This window comes from Aminobacter carboxidus, assembly GCF_014863355.1.
GTDB classification, from domain to species: Bacteria; Pseudomonadota; Alphaproteobacteria; order Rhizobiales; family Rhizobiaceae; genus Aminobacter; species Aminobacter carboxidus.
Genome location: NZ_JACZEP010000003.1, coordinates 281,764 through 304,780 on the forward strand (window position 1 = coordinate 281,764; position 23,017 = coordinate 304,780).

At 64.0% G+C, this 23,017-nt stretch carries 23 protein-coding genes; 13 read left to right on the forward strand and 10 right to left on the reverse strand.

Annotation, left to right across the window (positions count from 1 at the left end; all coding sequences use genetic code 11):
- Position 1 precedes the first annotated feature (1 nt).
- Both IHE39_RS13210 and IHE39_RS13215 read left to right on the forward strand, forming a co-directional pair.
- Entirely contained in the window at positions 2–1,102 is a 1,101-nt protein-coding gene (locus tag IHE39_RS13210; RefSeq protein WP_192566782.1) for an ABC transporter ATP-binding protein, read from the forward strand.
- A 61-nt stretch (positions 1,103–1,163) separates the two neighbouring features.
- On the forward strand, positions 1,164–1,796 hold the full coding sequence (locus IHE39_RS13215) for a histidine phosphatase family protein (RefSeq protein WP_192566783.1): 633 nt from the start codon (positions 1,164–1,166) through the stop codon (positions 1,794–1,796).
- Here the strand turns inward: IHE39_RS13215 and IHE39_RS13220 are convergent.
- The gene (locus tag IHE39_RS13220) at positions 1,780–2,250 is read right to left on the reverse strand and encodes an Lrp/AsnC family transcriptional regulator (RefSeq protein WP_395446550.1); all 471 of its coding nucleotides are present in this window, start codon (positions 2,248–2,250) and stop codon (positions 1,780–1,782) included. The two genes, IHE39_RS13215 and IHE39_RS13220, sit on opposite strands and share 17 nt — an antisense overlap.
- 108 nt (positions 2,251–2,358) lie before the next feature.
- On the opposite strand from IHE39_RS13220, the gene IHE39_RS13225 reads away from it, so the two are divergent.
- Both IHE39_RS13225 and IHE39_RS13230 read left to right on the forward strand, forming a co-directional pair.
- On the forward strand, positions 2,359–3,840 hold the full coding sequence (locus IHE39_RS13225; RefSeq protein ID WP_192566784.1) for an aminotransferase class V-fold PLP-dependent enzyme: 1,482 nt from the start codon (positions 2,359–2,361) through the stop codon (positions 3,838–3,840).
- A 3-nt stretch (positions 3,841–3,843) separates the two neighbouring features.
- Positions 3,844–4,722, forward strand: a complete 879-nt coding sequence (locus IHE39_RS13230) for an MBL fold metallo-hydrolase (protein WP_192566785.1) — start codon at positions 3,844–3,846, stop codon at positions 4,720–4,722.
- A 119-nt stretch (positions 4,723–4,841) separates the two neighbouring features.
- On the opposite strand, the gene IHE39_RS13235 is transcribed toward IHE39_RS13230, so the two are convergent.
- From IHE39_RS13235 to pdxA, 4 genes are all read right to left on the reverse strand, one after another.
- Positions 4,842–5,972 carry an iron-containing alcohol dehydrogenase gene (locus IHE39_RS13235; protein WP_192566786.1) on the reverse strand — a complete coding sequence of 377 codons (1,131 nt, stop codon included), beginning with the start codon at positions 5,970–5,972 and terminating at the stop codon, positions 4,842–4,844.
- A gap of 43 nt (positions 5,973–6,015) precedes the next feature.
- Entirely contained in the window at positions 6,016–7,152 is a 1,137-nt protein-coding gene (locus tag IHE39_RS13240; protein WP_184770591.1) for a sialidase family protein, read from the reverse strand.
- Between the two features lie 79 nt (positions 7,153–7,231).
- On the reverse strand, positions 7,232–8,137 hold the full coding sequence (locus IHE39_RS13245) for a dihydrodipicolinate synthase family protein (protein WP_192566787.1): 906 nt from the start codon (positions 8,135–8,137) through the stop codon (positions 7,232–7,234).
- Positions 8,134–9,123, reverse strand: coding sequence for a 4-hydroxythreonine-4-phosphate dehydrogenase PdxA (gene pdxA, locus IHE39_RS13250; RefSeq protein WP_184770481.1), 990 nt, complete (start codon positions 9,121–9,123; stop codon positions 8,134–8,136). Before pdxA ends, IHE39_RS13245 begins: the two co-directional genes overlap by 4 nt.
- Before the next feature lie 383 nt (positions 9,124–9,506).
- Between pdxA and IHE39_RS13255 the strand changes: the two genes are divergently transcribed.
- The 8 genes from IHE39_RS13255 (at position 9,507) to IHE39_RS13290 (ending at position 17,349) form a co-directional block, all read left to right on the forward strand.
- Positions 9,507–11,156: an ABC transporter substrate-binding protein gene (locus tag IHE39_RS13255; protein WP_192566788.1), complete on the forward strand. Its 1,650-nt coding sequence runs from the start codon at positions 9,507–9,509 to the stop codon at positions 11,154–11,156.
- 82 nt (positions 11,157–11,238) lie between these two features.
- Complete coding sequence (locus IHE39_RS13260) at positions 11,239–12,195, forward strand: ABC transporter permease (protein WP_184770483.1); 957 nt, start codon at positions 11,239–11,241, stop codon at positions 12,193–12,195.
- A 1-nt stretch (position 12,196) separates the two neighbouring features.
- Complete coding sequence (locus IHE39_RS13265; RefSeq protein ID WP_210322386.1) at positions 12,197–13,162, forward strand: ABC transporter permease; 966 nt, start codon at positions 12,197–12,199, stop codon at positions 13,160–13,162.
- On the forward strand, positions 13,159–14,169 hold the full coding sequence (locus IHE39_RS13270; protein WP_184770484.1) for an ABC transporter ATP-binding protein: 1,011 nt from the start codon (positions 13,159–13,161) through the stop codon (positions 14,167–14,169). Before IHE39_RS13265 ends, IHE39_RS13270 begins: the two co-directional genes overlap by 4 nt.
- Positions 14,169–15,161 (forward strand): ABC transporter ATP-binding protein, encoded by a 993-nt coding sequence (locus tag IHE39_RS13275; RefSeq protein WP_192566789.1) that lies wholly within the window; start codon positions 14,169–14,171, stop codon positions 15,159–15,161. Before IHE39_RS13270 ends, IHE39_RS13275 begins: the two co-directional genes overlap by 1 nt.
- The gene (locus IHE39_RS13280) at positions 15,158–16,240 is read left to right on the forward strand and encodes a four-carbon acid sugar kinase family protein (RefSeq protein WP_192566790.1); all 1,083 of its coding nucleotides are present in this window, start codon (positions 15,158–15,160) and stop codon (positions 16,238–16,240) included. Before IHE39_RS13275 ends, IHE39_RS13280 begins: the two co-directional genes overlap by 4 nt.
- A complete protein-coding gene (locus tag IHE39_RS13285) occupies positions 16,237–17,022 on the forward strand; it encodes a FadR/GntR family transcriptional regulator (RefSeq protein WP_184770487.1) in 786 nt (261 codons plus the stop codon). Before IHE39_RS13280 ends, IHE39_RS13285 begins: the two co-directional genes overlap by 4 nt.
- A 51-nt stretch (positions 17,023–17,073) precedes the next feature.
- Positions 17,074–17,349, forward strand: a complete 276-nt coding sequence (locus IHE39_RS13290; RefSeq protein ID WP_192566791.1) for a hypothetical protein — start codon at positions 17,074–17,076, stop codon at positions 17,347–17,349.
- Between the two features lie 182 nt (positions 17,350–17,531).
- On the opposite strand, the gene IHE39_RS13295 is transcribed toward IHE39_RS13290, so the two are convergent.
- The 5 genes from IHE39_RS13295 to IHE39_RS13315 form a co-directional block, all read right to left on the reverse strand.
- On the reverse strand, positions 17,532–18,335 hold the full coding sequence (locus IHE39_RS13295) for a sulfite exporter TauE/SafE family protein (RefSeq protein ID WP_192566792.1): 804 nt from the start codon (positions 18,333–18,335) through the stop codon (positions 17,532–17,534).
- 102 nt (positions 18,336–18,437) lie between these two features.
- The gene (locus IHE39_RS13300; RefSeq protein ID WP_192566793.1) at positions 18,438–19,328 is read right to left on the reverse strand and encodes a sugar ABC transporter substrate-binding protein; all 891 of its coding nucleotides are present in this window, start codon (positions 19,326–19,328) and stop codon (positions 18,438–18,440) included.
- 362 nt (positions 19,329–19,690) lie between these two features.
- Positions 19,691–20,341 (reverse strand): GntR family transcriptional regulator, encoded by a 651-nt coding sequence (locus IHE39_RS13305; protein ID WP_192566794.1) that lies wholly within the window; start codon positions 20,339–20,341, stop codon positions 19,691–19,693.
- 81 nt (positions 20,342–20,422) lie between these two features.
- Positions 20,423–21,358, reverse strand: coding sequence for a 2-hydroxyacid dehydrogenase (locus IHE39_RS13310; RefSeq protein WP_192566795.1), 936 nt, complete (start codon positions 21,356–21,358; stop codon positions 20,423–20,425).
- A 102-nt stretch (positions 21,359–21,460) separates the two neighbouring features.
- Positions 21,461–21,865 carry a VOC family protein gene (locus IHE39_RS13315; RefSeq protein WP_192566796.1) on the reverse strand — a complete coding sequence of 135 codons (405 nt, stop codon included), beginning with the start codon at positions 21,863–21,865 and terminating at the stop codon, positions 21,461–21,463.
- Between the two features lie 194 nt (positions 21,866–22,059).
- Here IHE39_RS13315 and IHE39_RS13320 point away from each other — a divergent pair, with 194 nt between their 5' ends.
- On the forward strand, positions 22,060–23,016 hold the full coding sequence (locus IHE39_RS13320; RefSeq protein WP_192566797.1) for an alpha/beta hydrolase: 957 nt from the start codon (positions 22,060–22,062) through the stop codon (positions 23,014–23,016).
- Position 23,017 lies beyond the last annotated feature (1 nt).

Below are 23,017 nucleotides of genomic sequence, written 5' to 3' on the forward strand. Positions count from 1 at the left end.
AATGAACATGAACACCACCACCGCCGGCCTTGCGCCAAGCCCCGCCAAGGCGATCAGCATTCGCGACGTCAACCTGTTCTATGGCGACCTGCAGGTGCTGAAGGACATCAACCTGGACATCCAGCCGGGCGAGTTCTTCGCCTTTCTGGGACCATCGGGCTGCGGCAAGACCACCTTGCTCAGGTTGATTGCCGGCTTCAATACCGCCCGCCAGGGTAGTGTCGTCGTCGGTGGCGTCGACGTGCTCGACATGCCACCATGGAAACGCGACATCGGCATGGTGTTCCAGTCCTACGCGTTGTGGCCGCATATGACGGTGGCCCGCAACGTCGCTTTCGGACTGGAAGAGCGCCGGCTGCCGCGCGCCGAGGTCGAGCGCCGCGTCGATGCCGCGCTCAACCTGGTCGGGCTGAAGCACCTGGCCGAGCGCCGGCCGTCACAGCTGTCAGGCGGACAGCAGCAACGCGTCGCCCTTGCCCGCACCATTGCCATCGAGCCGAAGGTGCTGCTGCTCGACGAGCCGCTGTCGAATCTCGACGCCAAGATGCGTGTCGAGGTGCGGCGCGAACTGCGCGAGCTGCAGCAGCGCCTGCAATTGACGACGATCTTCGTCACCCACGACCAGGAGGAAGCCAACACCGTTTGCGATCGTATTGCGGTGTTCAACGAAGGCCGCATCCAGCAGGTCGGCACGCCGATGGGGCTCTACGAGAAACCGGCAAACCTGTTCGTCGCCAACTTCCTCGGCACCGCCAACATCCTGGATGGTCACGTCGTCGGCGCCGGTGCTGACCGCCTGTTCGAGGTGCCTGGGGCCGGCAGCATCCCGATCCCGGCCGGTACCTCCGTGCCGCGTGGCGCCAAGCTCGTCTTCCGTCCGCAATATGCCACGATCGGCAGCGTTGCGCCTGGCGCGGTCGCGCTTGCCGGCACCGTCACGCACCGGGAGTTCCTCGGCGCGACCGTGCGCTATGGCGTGCAGGTCGGTACGGCTTCGGTGCTGGTCGACGTGCCCTTCCATTCCGGCGACGCGTTGCTCGAGACGGGTACGCGCACGTCCGTGGGGCTGCAGCCGTCATCGGCCCAGTGGCTTGCCGAATGACATCGTGGCCGCCGGCTCAGCCCGGTGGCCATTTCCTCCCATTTTCATCACCTAGAAATTTATGCCCTTTCATTTTCCCGACATGCTCGTCATCCGTCATGGCGAAACCCAATGGAATGTTGCCGGCCGCCTGCAGGGCCACAAGGACACGCCGCTGACGGCCAATGGCGTGCGGCGCACCCTTGATGTCGGCGCCTATCTCGCGGCACGCGTCGCCGCATGCCAGGGCGCCCGGTTCTGGGTCAGCCCACTAGGCCGCGCCCGCCAGACGGCATCGATCCTGGCCGATGTCTGGGGCGTCCAGTTCGATCGCTTCGTCGATCAGACATCGTTGGTTGAACGTGCCTTTGGCGTCTGGGAGGGCCGCTCATACGATGAAATCGAGAGGGTATTTCCCGAACAATTCCTGGCTGACCGTGCCAATCCCTGGAGCTATGCGATGCCCAGCGGCGAAAGCCATGTCGAGTTGATGGCGCGAATGCGATCCTGGCTCGTGGGTCTCGACCGTTCGATACCGCACGTCGTCGTTGCCCACAGTGTCAGCCTGCGGGCGCTGCGCGGTGTCTACACTGGCGCCGCACCCCAGGACATTCTCGGCTACTGCGAACCACAAACCGCAGCATACTGGCTGTCAGGCGGCCGTGAGACCTTGCTGGACGCACTGGCCGAGCGGGCCATCAGCGTAGCCGGCTGAGATCGGCGGCGCGGTTTTCGATGATTGCTTCCATGGAAAAGAAGCCTGTCACCGTTGCCAGGTCGAAATTGGTGATCAGCTTCTGGTAAAAGGCGTCGTAGCCCGACATGCCCCTGGTCACCACCTTGATCAGATAGTCCCAATCGCCGCCGATGCGGTAGAAGTCGGTCACTTCGGGCATGCGCTCGACGTGCTTGCGGAAATTGTCCGCCCATTCCTTGGAATGGTGGCGGGTGCGGATCATCACGAACACCGTCAGGTCGTAGCCGAGTGCCGCGAGGTCGATGTCGGCATGGGTGCCGCGGATCAGGCCTGACGCGTTGAGCCGCTGCAGGCGACGCCAGCAGGCGTTTTGCGACAGCCCGACGCGCTCGGCCAGATCGCGTTGGGAAATGGCGCCATCCTTTTGCAGACACGCCAGAATCTTGTGGTCGATTTCGTCGATTTTTTCCATTGTTCCGATCATATGACCCAAGTCTTCGGCAAAGTCGCGCGAAAACGATAAGGTTTCATCTGCCATATCCGATTAGAATCGTCCCCTGTTGATTGCGGGAGAGTTTCGATGAAGACCGAGCGCTGCGAAAAGCCTGGCGGCACCGGCTTGCTGGACAAGTTCAAGGAATGCCTCGCCGTACGCGACGTCGTGACCGAGCTGAGAAGCGGTCTCGTCGGCAAGGACGCCACTGTCGACGGGCCGTTCGGCCCGAAGGCCATGGTCTATGCCGACTATGTCGCGTCGGGCAGGGCGCTGATGCAGATCGAGCGCTTCGTCCTCGAAGAGGTCTTGCCCTACTACGCCAACAGCCACACCGAAGCTTCCTACTGCGGTGGCATGATGACCCGTCTGCGCCGCGAGGCGCGTGCGGCGATCGCTCGATGCTGCGGCGCGAGCGACGCGCATGCCGTCATCTTCGCTGGGTCGGGTGCGACGGCTGGCATCAACCGTCTGGTCAAGCTGCTGGGCGTCACTGATGCCGTAGCCGCCGGCAAGCAGGTCCGCGTCATCATCGGACCCTATGAGCACCATTCCAACATCCTGCCCTGGCGCGAAAGTGGGGCAGAGGTGATCGAGATCGCAGAATGCGCTGCTGGTGGGCCTGATCTCGCCGCACTGGACGAAGTTCTGCAATGGCAGGCCGACCTCACCGTCTGCGCGTTCTCGGTTGCCTCCAACGTCACCGGCATCATCACCGATGTCGCTGCCGTCACCAGGCAGGTCAAGGCGGCGGGCGCAAAGATCGTCTGGGACTACGCCGGTGCCGGGCCTTATATGCCGATCGCCATGTCGCCGGCTTCCGAAGCCGAGATCGATGCGGTGGTCATCTCGCCACACAAGTTCCTCGGCGGTCCCGGCGCTTCGGGCGTGCTGATCGTGCGCCGCGATGCGGTTACGACGGACAGACCGTCATGGCCGGGCGGTGGCACCGTCAAATTCGTCTCGCCCTCGGGTCACGACTACAGCACCAGCCTGGAAGCTAGGGAGGAGGCGGGCACGCCCAACGTGATTGGCGACATTCGTGCCGCCCTTGCTTTCCTGGTCAAGGAGGCGCTCGGCGCCGACGCAATGCAGGCTCGCAACACTGATTTGGCCAGCCGCGCAATGTTGGCGTGGAATGGCGCCGAAAACATCGAGTTGCTCGGTGCCCTGGCACCGCAAAGACTGCCGATCTTTTCCTTCCGGGTGAAGGACGGCAAGGGTGGCTATGTTCACCAGCAGCTCATCACCCGCATGCTCAGCGATCGCTTCGGCATCCAGGCGCGCGGCGGCTGCGCTTGTGCTGGCCCCTATGTCCATCGCCTGCTGTCAATCGGTGAGGCGGAATCGCAGCGCATGCGCGAAGCGATCCTCGCCGGCGACGAGATCAGCAAGCCGGGTTTTGTCAGGCTCAATTTCAGTGTGCTGTTGCCGGAAGACAAAGTGCAGTTCATCCTCGATGCGGTCCTGAAGCTGGCTTCGGACGCGGTGCAGTATCAGGAGCGCTACGATTTCGATGCCAGCCGCGCGATCTTCTACCCGCGTGCTGCCGAAATGGCGGAGGCTTGAGAAATGGCAAGACCGGATGTCGCCGCCTTTTTCGATCCACGCACCTGGTCGGTTCAGTACGTCGTTTCCGACCCGCGAACCCGCAAATGCGCGATCATCGATCCGGTTCTCGACTTCGACGAAAAGTCGGGTGCGACGGCGACCGCCAACGCCGACAAGCTGCTCGATTTTGTGCGCGAACAGGACCTCGAGGTCCAGTGGGTCCTCGACACACACCCGCATGCCGACCATTTCTCCGCAGCCTCCTACCTGAAGGCGAAGACGGGCGCGCCGACGGCGATTGGGTCGCGCATCGTCGACGTCCAGAAGCTGTGGGCCGGCATCTACAACTGGCCGGACCTGCGCACCGACGGATCGCAATGGGACCGCCTGTTCGACAAGGGCGAAACGTTTGCGATCGGCGACATCAAGACGGGCGTGATGTTTTCGCCTGGCCATACTTTGGCCTCCGTCACCTATGTCGTTGGCGATTCAGCCTTCGTGCATGACACCGTCTTCATGCCGGACTCGGGCACCGCGCGCACCGATTTCCCCGGCGGCAGCGCCAATGCGCTATGGTCGACGATCCAGGACATCATGGCGCTGCCTGGGGATACCCGCATCTTCGTCGGCCATGATTACCAGCCGGGCGGGCGCACCCCGCTGTGGGAGAGCACCGTCGCTGCCCAGAAAAGCCAGAACATCCACCTGACGCGTTATGCACGCGAGGAGGAATTCGTAGCCTTCCGCAACGAGCGCGACGCCACCTTGCCGATGCCCAAGCTGATCCTGCATGCGCTGCAGATCAACATCAACGGCGGGCGGCTTCCCGAGCCCGAAGCCAATGGCCAGCGCTACCTCAAGTTTCCTCTCGATGCGCTGAATGGGGCCGCCTGGGGCTGAGGCTCAGTCGAGCAGCGACCATGCAAACTGGGCCGACACGGCAAGCAGAAGGCGCTTAGGGCACAAACGACATCGCCCGGCCGCGCCAGGACAGCGCGGCACGTGCTGTCACATGCGGTTCAGTGAGCCGCGCGATAGATCGACAGGATGTCGTCGCGTGCCAGTTCACGCGGGTTGTTGTCGAGCAGGCGACGGATGGCGAAAGCGTCATCGGCCATCGTCTCCAGGTCGTTTTCCGGCACTCCGAGCTTCGACAGGCGCATCTCGATGCCGAGCGAGGCGCAATAGTCGTACGTCGACCCGAACACGTCCTGCACCGCATAGGCTGCGGGCAGGCCGAGCGCTGAAAGGACATGGCCCGTCTTTTCGACAGCTGCCGGAAGGTTGAAGGCAAGCACATGCGGAAAGATCAGCGCGTTGGCAGCACCATGGGCGACGTGCCAGCGCGTGCCGAGCGGGTAGGCGAGCGCGTGACCGCCCGCCGTGTTGACCGGGCCGAGGCAGAAACCACCATAGAGCGAGGCGAGCGACAGGCCGGCGCGGGCCTCGACGTCGCTGCCGTCCTTGACCGCGCGGGTGAGATAGCGGCCGACCAGCTTCACGCCTTCCAGCGCGTAGAGGTCGATCATCGGATGCGCCTTCTTGTTGGTGTAGGCCTCGACGCAGTGAGCCATGGCGTCGACGCCTGTTGCAGCAGTGACGGCTGGCGGCACGGTCATCGTCAGCGCCGGATCGACGATTGCGATGTCGGCCAGCATCTCGATGCTTTCGACAGCGAGCTTGGCTTGCGTTTCGGGATCGGTGACGAGCGCACGGATGCCGGCTTCGCTGCCGGTACCAGAGGTCGTCGGCACCTGGGCGAGGGCGACGCGCCGACGCGCCGCCTTGCCGACACCGACGATGTCCTGCACCCGCTGGCTGGTGCCGACCATGACCGAGACCAGCTTGGCGAGGTCCATGGCGCTGCCGCCGCCGAAGCCTATGATCAGGTCGGCCTGCGAGCGGGCGGCCAGTTCGAGCACCTTTGCCAGATTGGGCAGGTCCGGCTCGGGCCGCACCTCGCCGAAGACGACGGTCTCGACACCGAGGGCGAGGGTGTCGACACGAGCAGCGTTGAAGGCGTCCGCGACGACGAGTGCCTTGCTGACATTGCGCGCCTTCACCCAGGGGTCGAGCCGCGCGGCGACGCCAGGGCCGAACTCGATGATTGGCGGACGAACGATCGTGATGGGCGTGTTGAGACCGGTCATCGTCAGTGCTCCATCTGAATATGGCTGCCGCCGTCGCGCATGATCAGAAAGCCCCTGAGGACAGGCGGATGTATTTGATGGCGCGGCGGAAATAGGTGAAGGCGACGTGGATCACCCCGTCCGTGGTCGCGAGGATCGACGGGTAGGAGAACTCGCGATTCAGCCCGTCCTTGGAATTGTTGGTCAGGCAGAAGCCGTCGCCGGTTTCGAGGTCGATCCGGTTGCCGAAGGTCTCACCGGCGTCGGACGAGAAGGCGAGGCAAAGCGGCGCGCGTGGGACGCCCCAGACTGCCTTGCGGCCCGAGAGCTGAACGGCTGCCGATATTGTCTCTGCCTCATCACCCTCGATTTCGTCATAGAGTGACAGGCGCCTGTCGGCGGACATCGATGCATTGGCGTGGTTGTAGACGATGGCGATGCGGCCATCGCTCGTACGCACCGCCTGCACCGAAGAGTTGTTGTTGGGCAGGTCCGTTGCTTCAGGTGCGCTCCAGCTGCGGCCACCGTCATGTGAGCGGCTGCGCAGCACCTGCTCGGAAAAGCGGTTGCGGTAGAGCGCCACCATCTCGTCGCCGCCGAGCGGCACGATGTTCATGTGCACCGCGCCGATGCTGTCGCGTACGTCGTGGATCGCCCAGCTGGCGCCGGCGTCGGTGGAGATCAACACTGCAGCGGTGTCGATATCGCCGCTCCAGCGCGTGCCTGAAATGCCAATGCATCGGAACACCGGCAGCAGCCACGCCCCGGAACCATTCACGATGATCGGCTGGCGCACGAAGGTGCCCGGGATGTCGCAGAGGACGGACACCTCGCCGAAGGTCCTGCCGTCATCGTCCGAAATGCGGCGCTTGACGACGGCGCCGTCCTGATGGCCCGAGGTCTGCGAGGTGTAGAGCAGCCAGACCTTGCCGTCAGGGGCATTGAACAGCAGTGGGTTCTGCTCGGATTTCTGCGCGTCGTCCGTCATCTTCTCCGGCACGGACCAGACGTCCGAACCGGGCGTAAGTCGCGACATGTAGATCGAGATGTCGCCCATGCCCTCCATGGTGCCGCCGAACCAGACGCAGGCGAGCGTACCGTCGGAGAGCAGCGAAAGGTTGGCGGCGTGGTTCTGCACTGTCGGCGACGGCAGGAAGGCCTCAGTGCGGCCGGGCGCGGTCGCGCGCATTTTGCCGTCCATGCGGGCGGCGACCTCGGCGTGGGTCAGAACTGCTGCATCTGGGTCCGCTGGTGCCGTATTCGTGGTCATGGAACCCTCCTTACGGCAGCTGTTCGAGCTGCGGGTTAAGTGCGGCGATCTCGCCTTCGCTCAGCCCGACCAGCGGTGGCCGCAGACGCTGCCATGCCTTTTCGCCGTGCTTCAGGCCGACCATCGCCTTGATGGTCGGGATCTGGGCGTAGCTGTTGGAGAGATTGCGCCAGGCATTGATACGCGCCTGTGCCGCTTCGACCTTGGCCACTTCGCTCGGGATGGCGTGGTTGTCGAACACCGTGCGCAGCGAATCCGCGATCAGGTTGGAGGTGGCGGTGATGCAGCCGGCGCCGCCTTCGCGCAGAAGCGGCAGCATTAGCGGGTCAGCACCTGGAAATACGGCGAAGCCGGGATAGGCCTTCACCAGCGCCTGCATGTTGGCGAAGTCGCCTTTGGATTCCTTGATGCCGACGACGGCCCTTGGGAAGGCCTTGATCAGACGGCCGACGAGTTCCACTGACAGCGAAATGCCCGACACCTGCGGGATATGGTAGAGCACGACCTTGAGCCGATCGTCGGCGACGCCTTCAAGGATGCGTGAATAGGCGTCGAACAGGCCGTCGTCTGATACACCCTTGTAGTAAAAGGGCGGCAGCATCACCACCTTGTCGATCCCAATGGATAACGCATGGCGGGTCAGGTCGATGGTCTCGGGGATGGCCGCGACGCCGGTGCCGGGCATCAGTCTGTCGACCCCGACGCCTGCCTTGACGACGCTCTCCAGCATCGCCTTGCGCTCGCCAAGCGAGAATGAATTGGCCTCGCCCGTGGTGCCGAGCAGAGCAACGCCATGGCAGCCCTCATCGAGCAGCCGCTGGCAGTGCGCCGCGAGCAGGCCGTGGTCAGGCGAAAGGTCGGCATTGATCGGCGTGGCGGCGGCGGAGAAGACGCCAGAGATTGCGAATTTCGTCATGCTGTCACCCGAGGCGTTCCGGCAAGCTTGCGCGCATAGGCGATCGCCGCATTCATGTTGACGTGGTTGGCCTTGCCAGTCCCGGCAATGTCGAAGGCGGTGCCATGGTCGACGGAAGTGCGGTCGATCGGCAGGCCGAGTGAGATGTTGACGCCGCTGTCGAAGGCCACCAGCTTCATCGGGATGTGGCCCTGGTCGTGATACTGCGCGACGACGAGGTCGAAGGCGCCGGAATAGGCGCGGTGGAAGACTGTATCAGGTGGCACCGGCCCGTAGGCGTCGATGCCCTCGGCCTTGGCCGCGGCGATGGCTGGTGCGATAAACTCGTCATCCTCGGTGCCGAACAGGCCATTTTCACCGCAATGTGGGTTGAGGCCGGCGACCGCGATGCGCGGGTTTTCGACGCCGATGCGGCGCAGGTGGCGATAGCCGGTGCGGATGGTCTCGAGAATGCGCTCCGGCCTGACCCGGGCAATTGCTTCCTTGAGCGACACGTGGGTCGAGACATGGATAACCGACATGCGCTCGGCAGCGAGCAGCATCCAGGATGAGCGCGATCCGGTGAGATGCGCCAGCATTCCGGTGTGGCCGTCATAGTGGTGCCCGGCGAGGTTCAGCGCTTCCTTGTTGATCGGGGCGGTGACGATGCAGCCGATCTCGCCGGCGGTCGCAGCTTCCACCGCGCGTGCGATGAAGCGGAACGAGGCGTCGCCGGCGCGGGTGTCAATCTTGCCGAAGGCGATCGGGCCGCCGTCGATGGCGACATGCTCGACGGCAACCGTGTCGACACTGTTGGAGGCGGGTGCAAATTTCAGCGCTGCGCCGACGATCTTGGCTGCAGCCTCAAGGCTGTCGCGATTGCCAAAGACGCGGATGGTGGCGCGGTCGGCGGCACTCATCTCGACGAGCGACTTGCAGATGATCTCGGGGCCAACCCCTGCGGGGTCTCCCATGGTGATGCCTATCGTGCGGCTAGAACTCGCCATCGCTCCCTGTCCGTCTTGTCTGCCGGCGACACCAGGGTTGTGGTGCGCGGCTGCCTGGAATCCTCCCGAGCACATGCACCCGCGGTGCCAACTGCACTTGGACTATGGCCGGAAAACTGACCACAAGCAGGAAAGTTGTCAAGTTGCTTTTTCATCTCAGGGTCAACGGACCGCCGCGATGAATGCGCTAACAGTATGATATTACGATAGTATTTTGATGTCATTTTACCTGTGCCTAATTATTGCGGGTGGCGATCTGAAAAAATGAATTGACATGTTTACAATATGACGGCATTTGTTCGGCCACGGTAGCCGCTTCCGTGTCTGTTGCCTTTCGACTGACCAGAGCATCGCCGTTCACGGGTTTCAGGGAGGAAATTGTGATGTCGAAACGGAATACCGAGACTCCGTCGCGTGCCGGGATGACCCGCCGCGACGCGCTCAGGCTCGGCCTGGGCAGCGCTGTGGGCTTCACGCTGCTCGGCCTCAACGCCAAGATCGTCTTCGCTCAGGAAGGGCAGGTGCTGAAGGTCGCCAATCCGGCCTTCAATCAGGACTGGTCGCCGCTGCGCGGCGGTGGCGTGCCCTATCGCTGGAACTCGGCGTGGTGGGCCTCGCCGATGTATTTCGACAGCGAAGGCAAGATCCATCCTTATGTCTTCGCCAGCTGGGAAGGCTCGGCCGATTCCAAGACCTGGACATTCAAGCTCGACCCCAAGGCGACCTTCTCGGACGGCAGTAAGATCACCTCGGCCGACGTCGCCGGGTCGTGGAACGTGGCGGCCATGCCCGGCACCAAGAGCCAGCGTGCCGACCAGGTGCTCGCCAAGGTAGCAGGCTTTGCCGAAGTGACTGGCGGCAGTGCGGATACCATTTCCGGCGTCGCCACACCCGACGAAGGCACTGTCGTCGTGACGCTGAACGAGGCCGACCCGATCTATTTCATGCGCGTCGCCAATCACATCGTGCCGATCACCAAGGCATCGCAGTCACGCGGCGAGGACGGCAACGAGATCCAGGACTGGTTCACGCCCGATGCAGGTGCGGTCTATTCCGGCCCGTTCAAGCTGACCAGCATCGACATCGACGCCGGCAAGCTGGTGTTCGAACCGAACGAGCATTTCTTCGGTCCTAAGCCGAAGCTGGCCCGCATCGAGATCACCTCGATCGAGGACAACGTCACGGCAACCTCGTTGCTCAAGTCGGGCGAGTTCAACGCCCACACCGAGCTCGTCACCTCGACCATCGTGCAGGACCTCGGCGCCGAATTCGCCTCGGGCCCGCTGATCCCGACCAGCCAGCACTTCTGGTTCAATTCCAAGCGTGCGCCGATGGACGATCCGAAGGTTCGCCAGGCGCTGATCATGGCCGTCGATCGCGATGGCCTGATGAAGGCATCGTTCCCCGATGGCCCGCACAAGAAGACCGACCAGGTGCTCAACTCGGTGCCCGGCGCTGACAATTCCGGCTTCGAGCCATACCCCTACGATCCGGAAGGTGCCAAGAAGCTGCTCGCCGAGTCGACCTATGGCGGCCCGGAGCGCCTGCCCAAGATCCTGTTCGTCGGCATCTCCTCGCCGGCAAACGAAGCGGCGGCCCAATTCATCGCCGAGCAGTGGCGCCAGAATCTCGGCATCACCGCCGTCGACATGAAGCCGCAGCAGGACGCCTATGCTGGACCCGACCAGAACGCGGTGCAGATCTTCCGCGACGATGTCGGCACGCGCGTGCCCGACGCCGCGAGCTATCTCGCCGGCTCGATCGCCTCGACCTCGTCCAACGCCCAGAACAAGCTCGGCGGCTACAAGAACGACAAGGTCGACCAGTTGCTGGCCGAAGCCGCTACCAAGGCGGCAGACGACCCGCAGCGCGTTGCTCTCGCCCAGGAAGCCCAGAAGGCCTTCCGCGAGGACTGGACCTTCATCCCCTGGTACGCACAGGCGATGTCCCGCTGGGCCAATGCAAATGTGAAGGGCATCGACAAGAACCTCGATTGGCAGGTTGTCGCCCCTTGGGAAATCACCATCGGCTGATGCCGTGGTGACGCGCACGGGGGCTCGGCCCCCGTGTTATGCTCCTCGTTAGGACTAACCGTGCGGTGGGAGGCCGCCCGCCATGCTGCGTTATATTGCAACACGGCTGCTGCTGTGGATCCCGTCCGTTCTGCTGGTCATGCTGGCGGTCTATGCCATGGCCTATTTTGGCGCCGGCGACCCGATCAAGCTGATCTTCCTGCGCGCGCCCGGCGACGTCGCCTACAATCCCGAAAAGATCGAGGCGATCCGCGATGCCGCCGGCCTCAACCGGCCGTTCCTCGTCCAGTTCGGCAGCTACATCCTCAACCTGATCCAGGGCAATTTCGGCAATTCGCTGACCTCGGGCCGCTCGGTCTGGGCAATGGTTTCAGCCGCCGCACCTGTATCGTTCAAGCTCGGCCTGTGCGCCGTCGTGCTGACCGCCGTCGTTGCCGTTCCGCTCGGCATGATCGCGGCGATGAACCAGAATACCAAGGTCGACTACGCGATCCTCGGCTCGGCCTTGTTCCTCTGGGCCATTCCGGCCTATGTCGCCGGTCCGTTGCTGATGGTGCTCCTGATCCTCATCCTGCCCGGCGGCAGTGTTCCCTACGGCTGGGGCGGCATCTTCGATGTGCGTATTCTTTTGCCGCTGCTCGTGCTCTCGTTCCAGCCGATCGCGCTGATCGTGCGCCAGACCCGGGCCGCCGTGATCGAGGTGTTGTCGGAGGATTTCGTTCGCACCGCTCGCGCCAAGGGCGTGCCCGAGATGGTGGTGGCCTTCCGGCACATCCTCCGGCCGGTGCTGACGCCCGTCGTCACCCAGCTCGGCCTGATCATGATCACCATCGTCAATGGCGCCATCTTCGTCGAGCTGGTGTTCGGTCTGCCCGGCCTCGGCCGATTGACCGTCTCGGCGCTGACCAATTCCGACTATCCCGTCATCCTGGCCATCACGCTGATCGGCTCGTTCCTGGTGATGCTGTCGAACCTTTTGGTCGACGTGCTCTATCCGCTGCTCGATCCGCGCGCCAACGACACGATGAGGAGCCGCTGACATGACGATCACGCCCGTCAATCTCTCCTCGTCAGTGGCCGACGACGAGCCCCCCGTCAGCTTGTGGCGCGATGCCTGGCACCGCCTGGTTCGCAACAAGCTGGCGGTCGCCGGTCTCGCCGTGGTCGTCCTGCTCGCCTTCGTCGCTGTCTTCGGCCCCTGGTTGACGCCCTACGACTTCCTGACCCAGGACCTGAACGCCCGCAACCAGGCGCCATCGTTGGCCCATCTGTTCGGCACCGACGATCTCGGCCGAGACGTCTTCTCTCGTGTCGTTTACGGCACCCGCACGGCCTTCGTCGTGGCCATCGTCGTCACGACGATCGCAGTTGCCATCGGCGTGACGCTCGGCGCCATGGCCGGTTTCTTCGGCGGATTGTTCGACCGTACGGTCATGTGGTTCACCGACATGACCATGTCGGTGCCCAACTTGTTGCTGGTCGTGGTCATCAACGCTTCGCTGAAGACGCCGATAACCGCCTGGATGGAAGCGCGCTACCAGGCGACGCTGAACCCTTTCTACCGCGAAACCATCTGGGTCGATTTCCTCTTGGTATTCGGCTCGATGGCGCTGATCAGCTGGCCGCCCTATGCCCGCTTGGTGCGCGCCCAGGTGTTGTCGATCCGCGGCCGGCCCTACGTCACCGCCGCCCGCGCACTTGGCCTGACCAACCGGCTGATCCTGATGCGCTACATCGTGCCCAACGCCATCGGCCCGCTGATCGTCTCGGTCAGCGCTGGGCTCGGAACGGCGATGGTGCTGGAGAGCGCCTTTTCCTTCCTCGGCGTCGGCGTCAATCCGCCCACGCCAAGCTGGGGCAACATGATCTCCGACGGCCTGCGCGTCTGGCAGCACTACCCACACCTGCTTGCCGCTCCAGCCGCCGTGCTCGGCCTCGCCACCGTCGCCTTCTCGTTCCTCGGCGATGGCCTCAACGACGCTCTCAACCCGAGGGGCAGCAAATGACCGCTCCCGAAATCCAGAAGCCGCTGCTCGACGTTCGCGGCCTGACCATCGAGATCGAAACCCGCCGTGGTCCTGCTGTCATCGTCGACGGTATCAACCTCACCGTTGGCAAAGGCGAGACGGTTGGCGTCGTCGGCGAATCCGGCTGCGGCAAGAGCCTGACCATGCTCTCCCTGGTGCGGCTGTTGCCCAACAAGATCAAGGTCAAGGGCGGCACCGCCGAGTTCGCCGGCCGCGACCTGTTAAGGATGTCGAAGTCGGAGCTGCGCCAGGTGCGCGGCGGCAAGATCGGTTTCGTCTTCCAGGATCCAATGACCTCGCTCAACCCGGTGATGCGCATCGGCGACCAGCTCTGCGAGCCGCTGATCTACCATCGAAGCATGAACAAGGCCGAGGCGCGCACGCGCGCGATCGAATTGCTGAGGCTGGTCGGCATCCCGGGCCCGGAGCAACGTATCACGGCCTATCCGCACGAACTGTCGGGCGGCATGCGCCAACGCGTGATGATCGCCATGGGCCTTGCCTGCGACCCGGAACTGTTGATCGCCGACGAACCGACCACCGCGCTCGACGTGACCATACAGGCGCAGATCGTCGACCTGGTGAAGGACCTGCGCAAGAAGCTCAACATGTCGGTGGTATGGATCACCCACGACCTCGCACTGATTGCCGGCCTGGTTGATCGTGTCGCCGTGCTCTATGCCGGAACCGTGGTCGAAGATGCTCCGGTTGGCGAACTCTTCGCCAGGCCGACCCATCCCTACACACGCGGATTGCTGGCCTCGATCCCGAAGCTGTCGGACGAGCGTGCGAGCCGGCTGTCCTCGATCGGTGGCACCCCGCCCGAGCCGGGACGTCGCCCCAAGGGCTGCCCGTTCGCGCCACGCTGCGCGCTGGCCGAAGCTGTGTGCCACGAACGTGTGCCGGCGCTTGAACCGGTTGTCGGCAGCAATGGCCACCGCGTCGCCTGCTTCGTCGCCCAGCGCCAGATGATGGAGGCCGCGTGATGGCTGCCGAACCGCTGATCAAGGTCGAGAACCTCGTCAAGCATTTCGTCGTCCGCCTCGGCGCGTTTGGCGAACGCGGGGCGACCGTCTATGCAGTCGACGACGTCAACTTCGACATCTTCGCCGGCGAGACGCTGTCGCTGGTCGGCGAATCCGGCTGCGGCAAGTCGACCACCGGTTTCACCTTGCTCAACCTGCAGAAGGCAACCTCGGGCAAGGTCATCTTCCAGGGTGAGAATATCGTATCGCTCGACGAGAAGCGCATGCGTCCCTATCGCCGCGAGCTGCAGATCGTCTTCCAGGATCCCTATTCGACGCTCAACCCGCGCATGACAATCGGCGAAGTCGTCGGCGAGCCGATCCTGTTTCACAAACTCGCCACCAAGGCCGAGTTGCCGGAGCGGGTGTCGCGCCTGCTTGGAGATGTCGGCCTGCCCGCGCGTTTTGCCCAGCGCTACCCGCACGAACTGTCGGGCGGCCAGCGCCAGCGCGTCGCCATTGCCCGGGCGCTCGCCTGCCAGCCGAAATTCATCGTCTGCGACGAGGCGATCTCGGCGCTCGACGTGTCGGTGCAGGCGCAGATCATCAACCTGCTGCTCGATCTGCAGGAAAAATACGGCCTGACCTATCTCTTCATCGCCCACGACCTCGCCGTCGTGCGTCATATCAGCGACCGGGTCGGGGTGATGTATCTCGGCCGTCTTGCGGAACTCGCGACACGCGAACAGCTGTTTTCCAACCCACTGCATCCCTACACCAAGGCGCTGCTTTCCGCCGTGCCGGAAGCGGACCCGGAACTGGAGAAGACGCGGCAGCGGCAGATCCTCGTCGGCGACGTGCCGAGCCCGCTTTCGCCGCCGGCCGGCTGTCGTTTCCACACGCGCTGCCCCATCGCCATGGACAAGTGCAGGGCCGTCGTGCCCGAGTGGCGCGAGGTGGTCACCGGCCACCACGTTGCCTGCCATGCCGTCGACATGGGAACCGCAGGATGACGCTGATGCTCGCCATCGTCGCCGACGACCTGACCGGAGCGCTCGATACCTCGGCGCCCTTTGTCGCATCGGGACTGAAGGTGGCGGTGGCGATGACACCCGACGCGACCGGCAAGGCGCTGGCGAGCGAACCCGACGTCTTTGCCGTGAGCACGGCTTCGCGAGCGCTGTCGGCGGAGGTCGCCTCAGCCCGGATACGCGACGTGGCGAGCCGATTGATGCCGCATGCCCCTGGCATCGTCATGAAGAAGATCGACTCCCGGCTGAAAGGCAATGTCGGCGCCGAGGCCGATGCGCTGGCCGAGGCCTCGGGCCGCGAGGCTCTGGTGGTGGCACCTGCCGTTCCGGACCAGGGCCGTACCACACGCGACGGTGCGGTCGTCGGTCGCGGTGTCGATATGCCTTTGCCTATCTTGCCGATATTTTCTGGAATTGCCAGGCGCGTCTCCGTCCGCAACTCTGACACCGACGCCGATCTCGATCAGGTCGTCGCTGGCACCGACTGGAGCAACAGCGTTGCGGTCGGGGCACGGGGGCTGGGCCTGGCATTCGCCCGTCGTCTGCGGGCCAACGACAATTCGAAGCCTGCCGTCTCATTTGAAAGCGGCGGGAACGTGTTGTTCGCCTTCGGCTCGCGCGATCCCATCACAGACCAGCAGGTTGCCCGATTGCTGGAGGATTGTCGCCACGTCCAGATCATCGACGCCCCAAACGGCCGCTTCGCCTTGCCCGCCGACTGCACCTTGCCGACGGTGGTGCGCTGTATCGGAGAGATGATCGAGCAGCCGGCACGCATCGCTGCGCGCTTCGCCGAAGCCGTCGCCGATGCCGTTTACCTGATGCGCCCCTCGACGCTGGTCATGGGCGGCGGCGATACCGCATTGGCCATACTTGGCGCGCTTGGCGCCGACGTGTTATTTCCGCAGGGCGAGGTTGCGCCGGGCCTGCCCTGGTTCACCATTGCGACACACCATGGCGAGGGGCTGCGCTGTGTCGTAAAATCCGGCGGATTCGGGACGGTCGCGGTTCTCTCCGATCTCTTGCGGCCACCGAGCGGGGAACAGGCGGAACACACATGACGACCGAACTGCAGCAGGACGGAACAGAGCCTGATACCACCGACACCGGCGAAAAATCGGGCAACGGCAGCAAGGGTGTTTCCAAGGCGCCCAAGCTGGTCGACAAGGTGTTCGACCAGTTGCAGGAGCGCATCGTCTCAGGCGAGTTCCCCTCGGGGTCCAAGCTGCCGGGTGAACACGACCTGGCGACGCTGCTCGGCGTCTCCCGACCCGTGGTGCGCGATGCGCTGGGCCGCCTGCGCGAGGTCGGCCTAGTCTATTCCCGCCAGGGTTCGGGCACCTATGTCCGTGTCTTCGACACCCAGAAGACCAGCCTCGGCTTCTCCCCGGTCAAGACCATTGCCGATATCCAGCGCTGCTACGAGTTCCGCCTGACAATCGAGCCGGAGGCTGCCTATTTCGCCGCACTTCGCCACGACGCCGCCGCGATGCAGAAGATGCGCGCCGCGCTGTCGGAACTGCGCGACGCGACGCGCGACCAGACCCACCGCTCCGATGTCGACTTCCTGTTTCACCGCTCGGTGGCGGAGGCAGCCAACAATCACTACTACACCGCCTGCCTCGATGCGCTGCGCCAGCACATCGCCGTTGGCATGAACCTGCACGGCCTGTCGCTGATGGGCCCGCTGACCAAGCTCGAACAGGTCTATGACGAGCATCGCGGCATCTGCGATGCGATTGCTGCTGGCGAGGCGGAGTTGGCGCGCGACCGCATGCGCGAGCACCTCGAGGGCTCGCGCAACCGCCTGTTCGAAAACAAGGTGCTCGACCTCTCGCGCTGACCTCTGGTCGGCTGAACTTCAGCCGCGCTGGCGGCACGACTGCAAAGAACGATGACAACGACGATTATCACGGTCGGCGGCCGCATGGCTGCCGAGGGCCTTGCCATGCTTGACCCCACTGCCTTCTCCGGCGAAGCGGCCTTCACCCGCCAGACCGCCAGACCGCCAGACCGCCAGACCGCCAGACCGCCAGACCGCCAGACCGCCAGACCGCCTGGCTCGCCGACGCCTGCCGCATCAACCCGCCGCGTCCCGGCGTCGAGCGTGTCCGTCTGCCTGGCGAAAGTGCTGCTGGGCGCAAGCACAAAGCGCTCGCCGACGGTGTGAGGCTGCATCAGGGCGTGTTCGAAAAACTGCTGGCCCAAGCCGCTCAGCTCGGCGTCGAGGCCGGGCCGGCTTAGGGGCTGAACCCGAAGGTTTCGCGGAGCTGTTATGCCGGTATGAATGGGCGCGCCATTGGCGTCGCGTCCCCAATTCGTGGCCGAGCACAAGTTGGCGCTGGCGCAGCCTTACGCCAACAGTGCCCATGCGAACTGGGCCGAAACCGCAAGCAGGAAGACGCCGAAGGACAGCTCGAGCGTGCGTTTTGAAGCGGCGTGGGCCATGCGTGCGCCGAGCGGGGCGGTGAGCAGCGAGATCGGCATGATGAGCGCCACGGCCAGCATGTTGACATAGCCGAGCGAGTAAGCCGGCAGGTCGGTCTTGTGCCAGCCGGCGATGATCAGGCCGATGACGGCGGGAATGGAGATCAGCACGCCGACGCCCGATGACGTCGCCACCGCGCGCTTGATCGGCTGGTTGTACAGCATCATGAAGGTGTTGTTCATGATGCCGCCGCCGATGCCCATCAGCGTCGAGAAGAAGCCTATCAGCAGGCCGTAGAGCGAACGCACCGGCTGGCCGGGCAGGTCCTGGGCGACGACCCAGCCGGGCCTGTTGATGAGCATCTTGATGCCGACAACCATTGCGATGGCAGTGAAGATCCACTTCAGGCTGGCGCCCGAAATGACCGCGGCAACCGCCGAGGCGAGGATCGCGCCGACCGGCAGCACGATCGCCCAGCTCTTGAGCAGCGGCATGTCGACGGCGCCATGCTTGCGGTGGGCCATGAAGGAGCGGATCGAGGTGGGCACGACGATGCCGAGCGATGTCGCGACCGCGAGATGCATGCGGATGGCCTCGTCGACGTCGAGCAGCGCAAGCGCCTGGACCATGACCGGGACGAGGATAGCGCCGCCGCCGATGCCGAACAGACCGGCCAGGAGGCCGGCGATGGCGCCGGAGAGGACAAGGGCAAGTGCAAGGGTCAACATCGCTGGGTTCTCTGGAAGTGGTAAAGACGAGGGGAACCCGGACTGGCCGGATTCCCCTTTGCTGAAGTGCCTGTCTGAAGTGCCTTTCGAGCGACTTGGCGCTTATGGCTGGTAGTCGGCCGGAGCGATGATCTTGGAGAAGTCGTAGTCGGCGACCTTCTCCTTGGTGACCAGCAGGGCCGGGGCCTCGATGCGGCCAAGCACCTTGCCGCCCTCGATGGCGGCGATCGCCTCACGGGCGGCATCGCGACCCATGGCCACCGCCGGCTGCAGCGACGCGCAGGTCAGCTTGCCGTTTTCCAGGGCCGCGCGCGCGTCGTCGTTGAGGTTGGAGGTCGAGACCTTGATCTTGTCGACAGTCGCACCGAGCTGGTTGATCGACTCGACAGCCATGGTGTCGGCAGCGGTGAAGATGCCATGCATGTCGGGGTGGGCCTTGACCCATTCGACTGCGGCAACGCCCGCATCCTTGGTGCCGCCGGCCTTTTCGGCGACGATCTTGATGTCGGGGAAGTCGGCTTCCATGGTGTTCTTGAAGCCGGTGACGCGCAGCTTGGCCCAGATCTCGTCAGGGCCGGCAAACAGGCCGACCTCACCCTTGCCGCCGATGGCGCGGCCAAGGCAGATGCCCTGCAGGCGGCCCATGCCGATGTTGTCGGCGCCAACGAATGACGTCAGGCGGTCGGACTTCGGCGGCACCGACAGTGCGATAACCGGAATGCCCTTGTCGATGGCTTCTTCGACGGCGGGGCCGACGGCGGCGGCATCGGCCGCGCCGATGATGATGGCGTCCACCTTCTTGTCGATATAGCTGCGGATCTGTTCGATCTGGAGCTCAGCCTTGTCCTTGGCGTCGCCCTTCAGCACCGTGTAGCCTTTTTCCTTGCCGGCGGTCTCGACGCCGTAAAGGCCGGCCTTCCAGAACGGCGAGGCGAAGTAGGGAACCGTGACGCCGATCGTCTTTCCGGCAGCCAAAGCCGGGGCGGACAACATACTCGTTGCCGCCATAGCCAGAGCCAAAGTCAAATACCGTGCATTCTTGCCCATGATTTCTCCTCCAGAATTCGGGTCTTGAATATCGCCGTTGCGCACCCTCGATGTGCCGGCGGCTACAGGTGCTGTGTAGTATGCAATACGATTACTATGTATGCACAACTAAGATTAAGAATGCAAATGATTTGATATGCACATTTGCGTTGATGCCTTGCGACATGCCTAAGGGTGCGCGAAAGCGCGTCGCGCAAGGGCGAGGAATTGGAAATGCGGGTGGGTCCGTGCTTCAGGCGCGGACGTGCGGACGCGATCCGGCCACTGACCGGGTGCGGATCATTCGCCAGGTCGAGAGGGGCGTCTTGCTATTTGGCTGCTTCTGCGGCGAAGCGGCTCATCACGCCGGCGCTGAGGCGGGCATTGTGCTGGTAGAGGGCAGCGAATGCGGCCGGGCCGTCATTGGCACGGATGGCGTCGACGACCTTCTGGTGCTCGTCGAGCGACTGCTGCAGGCGGATATCGGCCGGGCCAGCCTGGTGCTGGCGGAAAGGTGCCAGCCGCACACGCAGGTCGACGGCCATGGCCGTGATGGTAACGCTGTGGGCGCCACGGCAGATGGCGTCGTGGAACTTGCGGTTGATGTCGCGGCAGCCCTCGATGTCCTTGTTGCCGGCACATTCGGCATACTGGCGGTGCAGTTCGTAAAGCTGTTCGCGTTCAAGCGCGCTCATGCGCTGGGCCGCGAGCCGGGCGCACAGCGCCTCGATTTCGCATTCGGCCTCCAGCATGTCGGCCATCTGCTCGGTGTCGATGCGGGCGACGACACCGCCGCGGCGCGGATTCATCTCGATCAGGCCGCGTGCACCAAGCTCGCGCAGCGCGTCGCGCACCGGGGTGCGGGAGACGCCGAACTTCTCGGCGATGACCTTTTCCTCGAGTTTCTGGCCAGGCACCATCACGCCCTTGGCGATTTCCTCGGCGAGGGCCTGGTAGATCTGCGAGGCGATGGTGGTCATGCTTTCGGCTTTCCGGTCTTCACGGCAATGGGCGATCTGCCGCGACGGCAGACTCCAATCGATTTAGTGACAGCCCGAGATTTATGCAAGCTGGGCTTTGAGTATACCACCGTTGCTATACGCGGTGAGGTTGTGGAGAAAGACGTCGATCTGGGCGCTTTCGGCGGCCGGAGAGCGTCCCGCCATATGCGGGGTCAGCACGACATTGTCGAGGCCTGCCAGAGCGGCCGGCAATTCGGGTTCGCCTTCGAAGACGTCGAGGCCGGCGCCGGCGATCCGGTGGTCGCGCAGTGCCTCGATCAGCGCCTCGGTGTCGACCACCATGCCGCGCGAGACATTGACGAGGAAGCCGTCGGGCCCGAGTGCCGTGAGCATGCGACGGTCGACGAGATGGCGCGTTGCCGGCCCGCCGGGGCAGGCAACGACGAGAAAATCGCTTTGGGATGCAAGTGCGACCGGATCGGCGACATGCGCCCAGGTTACGTCGGCCACCCTGTTGCGGCTGGCATAGGCGACGCGCATGCCGAAGGCTTCGCCGCGCCTGGCCACGGCCTTGCCGATATTGCCGAGGCCAATGATGCCGAGGGCGGCACCTGACAGCGTCGGGCGGGCCGAGCGGATCGCGCCCCAGGCGCCCGCGCGCAGACGGCGGTCGCGCTGGCAGATGTCGCGGGCGACCGTCAGCATCAGGGCGAGCGCGTGGTCGGCCACGGTTTCGGTATTGGTGTTCGGCGCGTGGGTGACGTGGACGCCGCGGCGCCTTGCGGCCTCGACGTCGACATTCTCGTAGCCCGCGCCATAGGCAGAAACCAGCTTGAGGTCGGGCAGCCTGCTCATCTCGGTGTCGGAGAGGCCGGTGCTGCCGTTGGTGAGCACGGCCCAGACACCGCTGAAATCGATATCCGGTGATCCGCTGCCCAACCCTGCGGGCAGCGTGATCACGTCGTAGGACTGGGACAGCCGCGACAGGCACGTGTCCGATACGGGGATTGTCACCGCGATCGTGGACTTGACCATCTCGAATGCTCCGTTCCGTTTTGTTGCCGCCGCCCAAGACCGGCGGCCGGGGCTGGCCCGATGCCAGGGTGCTAGTTTGCCCCGGCATTGGTGCGGGCCAGATCAGGCGGCGTTGACGTTCTTGACCGCGCCCTTCCAGCCGTTCTCGGTGACGTCGAAAACGATGCCTTCGGGGGTCTTGTACTTCACTTCGTAAAAGACGTTCGGGTTCGATTCCTTGCGGCCGTTCATGTACGAGCCGCCGGCAGCCTTCACCAGTTCGTCGGTTTCCTCGACCGAATCCACCCACATGCCGAAGTGGATGATGCCGTTGTAGTTCTTCTCGCTTTCGAAGCCTGGAATCGGCTCTTCGCCGAAGTTCAAAAGGGCGACGTTCATGATGCCGTCGGTCATGTAGACGCCGCGCATCGCCTGGCCGGCGCGGGTCATGCCGAAGGCCTTCTCAAAGAACTGGGCCGCCGCTTCGGGGTCGGAGACGGCGATCGCGAGATGGCGCAACTTGGCCATTGGATTTCCTTTCACAGGTCTAGACGGCGAAGCGGAAGCCGCCTCGCAACACAGTATCTGTTTTCTGTGTATGCAAATACTAATCTGTGTATGCAAATATGTTGTCAAGTGTGAAATTGACTGCTATCCAAGCCAAATGAGGGGCGTGGGTACACCTGCTTGATGGCCCCTCCGTAAGGAGCAGGGACAGCGAAATGCGATTTGCGGGACTTTCCGCTGATGACCGGGCGCGGCTCGATGCCATCGGCAAGGTGTGGAACGACGATCTGGGCGCAAGCCGCCAGGTGGTGCTCGACGTCTATCGTGCCCATCACCGCGCCAAGGCCGAGAATGACGACATCGTCATCCATCGCGACCTCGCCTATGGTGCCGATCCAGCCCATCGCCTCGACGTCTTCGAAAGCAGCAGCCGCTGCGCTTCCGGGCGTGGCCGGCCGGTCGTCGTCTTCGTGCATGGCGGCGCGTTCACGCGCGGGTCGAAGAGCACGGACGGCCTCATCTATGACAATGTGCTGCGCTGGTTCAGCCGCCAGGGCCTCGTCGGCGTCAATGTCGAGTATCGGCTGGCGCCGGGCGCACAATATCCCGAGGGCGCGCGCGACGTGGCCGCGGCGATCGACTGGATCGCCGCCAACATCGAGCGCTTCGGCGGCAATCCGCGCTCGATCCTGATCGTTGGCCATTCCGCAGGCGGCTGCCATGTCGCCGGCTATCTCCACGACCCCCATGTTGGACGGCGCCCGAGCCCCGACATCCGAGGTGTTGTGTTGATCAGCGCGCGGCTCAGGGCAGACAGCCTGCCAAGCAATCCCAACGCCAGCAATGTTCGCCAGTATTTCGGTGACGACGAGGCTGTCTATGAGGCGCTGTCGCCGGTCATCCACGCCGGCACCAACCCGCTCCCGGTGCTGGTCGCCGTCGCCGAGTTCGAGAACCGCTACATCGACGCCTATGGCGCCGAGTTCGTCCAGCGGCACGCGATGCGCAGCGGCAAGGCGCCGCGCTTTGTCCAGCTCAGCCGCCACAACCACACATCCATCGTCGCGCATTTCGATACGCACGAAGAAGAACTGGGACACGAGATCATGCGCTTCGCCATCGACGAATGCGGTCTCTTTCCCTGCGGCTTGTCCTGTCAAAAGCGAAAGTGAG